The sequence below is a fragment of the Mycobacterium sp. ABE4_509 genome (assembly GCF_056160785.1).
Window position 1 is genome coordinate 1 of record NZ_JBSWXU010000208.1, and the last position, 6963, is coordinate 6963.

At 69.4% G+C, this 6963-nt stretch carries 7 protein-coding genes; 6 read left to right on the forward strand and 1 reads right to left on the reverse strand.

What is annotated here, in order from left to right:
* From ACXAID_RS26265 to ACXAID_RS26290, 6 genes are all read left to right on the forward strand, one after another.
* Positions 1-386: PucR family transcriptional regulator (locus ACXAID_RS26265; protein ID WP_475025113.1), on the forward strand; the 386-nt coding region annotated here is incomplete at its 5' end.
* A 140-nt stretch (positions 387-526) separates the two neighbouring features.
* A complete protein-coding gene (locus ACXAID_RS26270; protein WP_475025119.1) occupies positions 527-1456 on the forward strand; it encodes an ACP S-malonyltransferase in 930 nt (309 codons plus the stop codon).
* Positions 1457-1514: 58 nt separating this feature from the next.
* Positions 1515-1817, forward strand: a complete 303-nt coding sequence (gene acpM, locus ACXAID_RS26275; RefSeq protein ID WP_475025114.1) for a meromycolate extension acyl carrier protein AcpM — start codon at positions 1515-1517, stop codon at positions 1815-1817.
* A complete protein-coding gene (gene kasA, locus ACXAID_RS26280; RefSeq protein WP_475025115.1) occupies positions 1814-3064 on the forward strand; it encodes a 3-oxoacyl-ACP synthase KasA in 1251 nt (416 codons plus the stop codon). The genes acpM and kasA overlap by 4 nt, the downstream gene beginning before the upstream one ends.
* Positions 3065-3098: 34 nt before the next feature.
* Positions 3099-4352: a 3-oxoacyl-ACP synthase KasB gene (gene kasB, locus ACXAID_RS26285; RefSeq protein WP_475025116.1), complete on the forward strand. Its 1254-nt coding sequence runs from the start codon at positions 3099-3101 to the stop codon at positions 4350-4352.
* Between the two features lie 16 nt (positions 4353-4368).
* The gene (locus ACXAID_RS26290) at positions 4369-5790 is read left to right on the forward strand and encodes an acyl-CoA carboxylase subunit beta (protein WP_475025117.1); all 1422 of its coding nucleotides are present in this window, start codon (positions 4369-4371) and stop codon (positions 5788-5790) included.
* A gap of 35 nt (positions 5791-5825) precedes the next feature.
* Here the strand turns inward: ACXAID_RS26290 and ACXAID_RS26295 are convergent.
* Positions 5826-6963, reverse strand: a 1138-nt coding sequence (locus ACXAID_RS26295; protein ID WP_475025118.1) for a glycerol-3-phosphate dehydrogenase/oxidase, incomplete at its 5' end; no start/stop codon positions are given.

The window sequence follows — 6963 nt, forward strand, 5'->3', positions numbered from 1 at the left end:
GGGCGGGTGCGCCGCGGCCGGTGTCGGCACGCGCACTGTTGCCCGAGCGGGCGCTGCTGGGCGACGCCACCGCCGCGGCGGCACTGGAGGCCGAGGTGATGCGCCCGCTGTCGGATGCCGGTCCGGCGCTGACCGACACGCTGGACGCGTATCTGGACTCCGGCGGGGCCATCGAGGCGTGTGCGCGCAAGCTGGTGGTCCACCCCAACACGGTGCGCTACCGCCTCAAGCGGATCGCCGACTTCACCGGCCGCGACCCGACGGTGCCCCGCGATGCCTACGTCCTGCGGGTGGCTTCCACGGTGGGCCGGCTGGCCCGCCAGGCCCATCCGTCCGCGACCAACGGTGTTGCACCGATCACACTTCCCGGCCCGCCGCGGACGTAACGAGTCGCGGAGCGGTCTCGATGGCGTCGCGTCACATGCCGATTTGTTGAGATTCCACAAAAACCTAAGACAAGGTTCATAATCTCTTACACCGCGCAAATCCGTCTTCACAATGTTCTCTTAGAGACGTGCATCAGACAGTGCTTGCTCTCCTTGCGCCCGGACAGGGCTCGCAGACCCCCGGCATGCTCGCCGAGTGGCTCGAGCTGCCCGGCGCGGATGCGCGCCTGTCCAAGTGGTCTGAGATCAGCGGACTGGATCTGGCCCGCCTGGGCACCACGGCGACCGCCGAGGAGATCACCGACACCGCGGTGACGCAGCCGCTGGTCGTGGCCGCGACCCTGCTCGCCCACGAAGAGATGGTCAACCGGGGTGTGCTCACCGGGGACGAAGAGGTCATCGCCGCGGGCCATTCGGTCGGCGAGATCGCCGCGTACGCGATCGCCGGCGTGATCTCCCCCGACGAGGCCGTCGGCCTGGCCGCCACCCGCGGCGCGGAGATGGCCAAGGCGTGCGCCCTGGAACCCACCGGGATGTCGGCGCTGCTCGGCGGCGACGAGGCCGAGGTGCTGGCCCGGCTCGAGGCCCTGGACCTGGTTGCGGCCAACCGCAACGCGGCCGGCCAGATCGTCGCGGCCGGCGCCCTGGCCGCGCTGGACAAGCTGGCCGAGGACCCGCCGGCGAAGGCCCGGGTGCGCAAGCTGGCCACCGCGGGCGCGTTCCACACCCAATACATGGCTTCCGCCCTGGCGGGGTACACCACGGTGGCCGACCGGATCGATCCGGCCGAGCCGCAGGTCACTCTGCTGTCCAACGCCGACGGGCGCCCGGTGTCCTCGGCCGCCGACGCGATGGCCAAGCTGGTCGCCCAGCTCACCCGTCCGGTGCGCTGGGACCTGTGCTCGGCGACGATGAAGGAGCGGGGCGTCTCGGCCATCGTCGAGTTCCCGCCGGCCGGCGCCCTGTCGGGCATCGCCAAACGCGAACTTCGGGGGGTGGCCAACCACGCCATCAAGTCCCCCGCTGACCTGGACGGGCTCGCGGAAGCACTCCGCGCGCCGGCCAGCTGACAAGTACATAGCTCACTGTCAGAAGTTTCTGTAAACACACAAGTAAGAAGGAGCCACTGTGGCCGCCAGCCAGGACGAAATCATCGCCGGTCTCGCCGAGATCATCGAAGAGGTCACCGGTATCGAGCCCTCGGAGGTCACCCCCGAGAAGTCGTTCGTCGACGACCTGGACATCGACTCGCTGTCGATGGTCGAGATCGCCGTGCAGACCGAGGACAAGTACGGCGTGAAGATCCCCGATGAGGACCTCGCCGGTCTGCGCACCGTGGGCGACGTCGTCTCCTACATCCAGAAGCTCGAGGAAGAGAACCCCGAAGCCGCCGCGGCCATCCGCGCGCAGATCGAATCGGATCGCGCGTGACTCGTCCTTCCACTGCTAACGGCGGTTTCCCCAACGTCGTGGTGACCGCTGTCGAGGCCACCACCGCCCTCGCCGCGGACATCGAGAGCACGTGGAAGGGCCTGCTCGCAGGCGAGAGCGGCATCCGCGTCCTCACCGACGATTTCGTCGACAAGTGGGATCTGCCGGTTCGCATCGGCGGCCATCTGGTCGACAACGTCGACGAGCACATGAGCCGACTCGACATGCGACGGATGTCCTACGTGCAGCGGATGTCCAAGCTGCTGGCCGGCCGGTTGTGGGAGAACGTCGGGAAGCCCGAGGTCGACCCCGACCGGTTCGCGGTGGTCATCGGCACCGGTCTCGGTGGCGGCGAGAAGATCGTCGAAACCTATGACGCGATGAACGAGGGCGGCCCCCGCAAGGTGTCGCCGCTGGCCGTTCAGATGATCATGCCCAACGGGGCCGCGGCCGTCGCCGGCCTGGAGCTGGGCGCCCGCGCCGGGGTCATCACCCCGGTGTCGGCGTGCTCGTCCGGGTCGGAGGCCATCGCCCACGCCTGGCGCCAGATCGTCATGGGTGACGCCGACTTCGCCGTCTGTGGCGGCGTCGAAGGCGGCATCGAGGCGCTGCCGATCGCGGCGTTCTCGATGATGCGCGCGATGTCGACCAACAACGAGGATCCGGCAGGCGCGTCGCGTCCGTTCGACAAGAACCGGGACGGCTTCGTCTTCGGTGAGGCCGGCGCGCTGATGATCATCGAGACCGAGGAGCACGCCAAGGCCCGCGGCGCCAAGCCGCTGGCCCGGCTGATGGGCGCCGGCATCACCTCCGACGCGTTCCACATGGTGGCTCCGGCGTCGGACGGCTTGCGGGCCGGTCAGGCGATGAAGCGGGCGATGGAGACGGCGGGTCTGTCCGCCAAGGACATCGACCACGTCAACGCCCACGCCACCGCGACGCCGATCGGCGACACCGCCGAGGCCAACGCCATCCGGGTCGCCGGCGTCGAGCACGCCGCGGTCTACGCGCCGAAGTCGGCGCTGGGCCACTCGATCGGCGCGGTGGGTGCACTGGAGTCGCTGTTGACGGTTCTGGCGCTGCGGGACGGGGTCATCCCGCCGACGCTGAACTACGAGACGCCCGACCCCGAGATCGATCTCGATGTCGTCGCGGGTGAGCCTCGATACGGCGACTACTCGTACGCCATCAACAACTCGTTCGGTTTCGGTGGCCACAATGTGGCTCTGGCGTTCGGTCGCTATTAGACGGGACTAGTCAAGAAAGGACGCGCGGCTCAGTATGGCTTCGCCGACAACAGGCAGCGGTTTGCCGGACGTCGTCGTCACAGGCATCGCTATGACCACCAGTGTCGCCACCTCCGCTGAGGAGACGTGGAGCGCACTGCTGGAGGGGAGGAGCGGAATCCGCCGGTTGGAGGATCCGTTCGTCGAGGAGTTCGACCTGCCGGTCAAGATCGGCGGTCACCTGCTAGAGGAGTTCGACTCCGAGCTGACCAAGGTCGAGAACCGGCGGATGTCGTATCCGCAGAAGATGTCGACCGTACTGGGCCGTCGGGTCTGGGAGAACGCCGGCAATCCCGAGGTCGACACCGAGCGTCTGCTGGTGTCGATCGGGACGGGCCTCGGCGGCGCCGAGGCGCTGGTGTTCGCCTACGACGGCATGCGCGAGCGCGGCATCAAGGCCGTGTCCCCGCTGGCCGTGCAGATGTACATGCCCAACGGGCCGTCCGCCGTGGTCGGTCTGGAACGCCACGCCAAGGCCGGTGTCGTGACACCGGTCTCGGCGTGCGCGTCGGGTTCGGAGGGCATCGCCCAGGCCTGGCGCAACATCGTGCTGGGTGAGGCCGACATCGCGATCTGCGGCGGCGTCGAACAGCGCATCGAGGCGGTGCCGATCGCCGGTTTCGCCCAGATGCGCATCGTGATGTCGACCAACAACGACGATCCGGCCGGTGCGTGCCGGCCGTTCGACAAGGACCGCGACGGCTTCGTGTTCGGCGAGGCGGGCGCGCTGCTGGTCATCGAGACCGAGGAGCACGCCAAAGCCCGCGGAGCCCGCGTCCTGGCCCGGCTGATGGGCGCGAGCATCACCTCCGACGGCTTCCATATGGTCGCCCCGGACCCCAACGGTCAGCGCGCCGGGTTCGCGATGACCCGGGCGATGCAGCTTGCGGGCCTGCAACCCACCGACATCGACCACGTCAACGCGCACGCCACCGGCACCAGTGTCGGCGACGTGGCCGAGGGCCAGGCCATCAACACCGCGATGGGTGGGCACCGCCCGGCGGTGTACGCCCCCAAGTCCGCGCTGGGCCACTCGGTCGGCGCGGTGGGTGCGGTGGAGTCGATCCTCACCGTGCAGGCGCTGCGCGACGGCATCGTGCCGCCGACACTGAACCTGAAGAACCTCGATCCCGAGATCGATCTGGACGTCGTCGCCGGCGTACCGCGGCCGGGCAACTACGAATACGCCATCAACAACTCGTTCGGATTCGGCGGGCACAACGTCGCACTCGCCTTCGGCAAGTACTGAAACGGCAGGAGAACACATGACGACGATGACGCCCGAGGCTGCCGCAGAATCGCTGGATCCGCGCGACCCACTGCTGCGGCTGTCCACGTTCTTCGATGACGGCACCGTCGAGCTGTTGCACGAACGGGACCGTTCCGGCGTGCTGGCCGCCGCCGGCTCCGTCAACGGGGTGCGCACCGTCGCGTTCTGCACCGACGGCACCGTGATGGGCGGCGCCATGGGCGTCGACGGCTGCAAACACATCGTCGACGCCTACGACGTCGCGATCGAGGAACAGAGCCCGATCGTCGGCATCTGGCACTCCGGTGGTGCGCGGCTGGCCGAGGGCGTCAAGGCGCTGCACGCGGTGGGCCTGGTCTTCGAGGCGATGATCCGTGCGTCGGGCTACATCCCGCAGATCTCGGTGGTGGTGGGCTTCGCCGCCGGCGGCGCCGCCTATGGACCTGCGCTCACCGACGTCATCGTGATGGCGCCGGACAGCAAGGTGTTCGTCACCGGTCCGGACGTGGTGCGCAGCGTCACCGGTGAGGACGTCGACATGGCCTCGCTCGGCGGGCCGGACGCCCACCACAAGAAGTCCGGGGTGTGCCACATCGTCGCCGACGACGAACTCGACGCCTACGCCCGTGGCCGCCGCCTGGTCGGCCTGTTCTGCCAGCAGGGGATCTTCGACCGCTCCAAGGCCGAGGCCGAGGACACCGACCTCAAGGCGCTGCTGCCCGAGTCGGCGCGGCGCGCCTACGATGTGCACCCGCTGGTCGAGGCGCTGCTCGACGACGGCGTCCCGTTCGAGGAGTTCCAGGGCAAGTGGGCCCCGTCCATCGTGGTGGGCCTGGGCAGGCTCTCGGGTCGCACGGTCGGTGTGATCGCGAACAACCCGCTGCGTCTGGGCGGTTGCCTGAACTCCGAGAGTGCGGAGAAGTCGGCGCGGTTCGTGCGGTTGTGCGACGCCTTCGGCATCCCGCTGGTCGTGATCGTCGACGTGCCCGGCTACCTGCCCGGGGTGGATCAGGAGTGGGGCGGCGTGGTGCGTCGCGGCGCCAAGCTGCTGCACGCGTTCGGTGAGTCCTCGGTGCCGCGGGTCACGCTGGTCACCCGCAAGATCTACGGCGGGGCCTACATCGCGATGAACTCGCGTTCGCTCAACGCCACGAAGGTGTTCGCCTGGCCGGAGGCCGAGGTCGCCGTGATGGGCGCCAAGGCCGCGGTCGGCATTCTGCACAAGAAGAAGCTGGCGGCCGCCGGCGACCATGAGCGGGAGTCGCTGCACGAGGCGCTGGCCATGGAGCACGAGAAGATCGCCGGCGGTGTCGATTCGGCCATCGACATCGGTGTCGTCGACGAGAAGATCGATCCGTCGCACACCCGCTCCAAGCTGACCCAGGCGCTGGCCGAGGCCCCCGCCCGCCGCGGCCGCCACAAGAACATCCCGCTGTAGGCCTCTTTCCGCCGAAATGGCATTCCGGCATTGCGTTACTCGAACTTGCGCTGCTGGAATGCCGTTTCGGCGAGGATTTCCGCGGCGGCCGGTTCGGCGCGGGTACGGTCGGCGGCGACCAGCCCGATGCGGGTCCGGCGATCCAGGATGTCCTCCACCGTCAGCGCGCCCTCATGGGACACCGCGTATTCGAATTCCGCACGGATCACGTCGATTCCGTCGGCCACCGGTTCGGTCGGGCGGGCGCACGAGGCTCGGGCGATGACATTGGGCGCCTCGGCGCCGTAGCGCGCCACCAGCGAGCCCGGCAGCTCAGCCGGCGTGCGCAGGGTCGCCACCGGGTTGGCCGGGGCACCCACCAGCGGCAGATTGCGGGTCCGGCACGGCCCGGCGCTGAGCCCGCGGTCCCGAACGGCACGATCCAGGACATCCTCGGCCATGTAGCGGTATTCGGTCAGCTTGCCGCCGATCACGCTGAGCACGCCCGAGGCCGATTCGACCACGGCGTGTTCGCGCGACACGTCGGCGGTACTGCCCTGCCCGGTGTCCACCAGCGGCCGCAGCCCCGCGTAGGAACCGACGACGTCGCGGGGCCCCAGGCCGACCGCCAGCGCCGTGTTCACGGTGTCCAGCAGGAACGACACCTCCTGCGGTGTCGGCTCGGGCACGTCGGGGATCGGCCCGGGAGCGTCCTCGTCGGTCAGCCCGAGGTAGACCCTGCCCAGTTGCTCGGGCATCGCGAAGACGAACCTGTTGATCTCCCCCGGTATCGGGATCGTCAGCGCGGCAACCGGGTTTCCGAAAGCCTCGGCATCGAAGACCAGATGAGTGCCCCGGCTGGGCCGCAGGGCGATCGACGTGTCCACCTCACCGGCCCACACCCCGGCGGCGTTGACGACGGCGCGCGGGGCGACCTGCAGTGTCTGCCCGGTGAGCGTGTCGGTCAGGGTGACCGCGCGGCCCGACGCCTGCGAGGCCACCACCCGGGTGAGGATGCGTGCGCCGTGCTGGGCGGCGGTGCGGGCGACTGCGGTGACCAGGCGGGCGTCGTCGACGAGCTGCCCGTCGTAGGCCAGCAGTGCGCCGTCGAGCCCCGCGGTACGCACCGTCGGCGCCAGTTCCACCGCGCGGGGGACGTCGACGCGCCGGGACCGGGGCAGCGTGGCCGGTGAC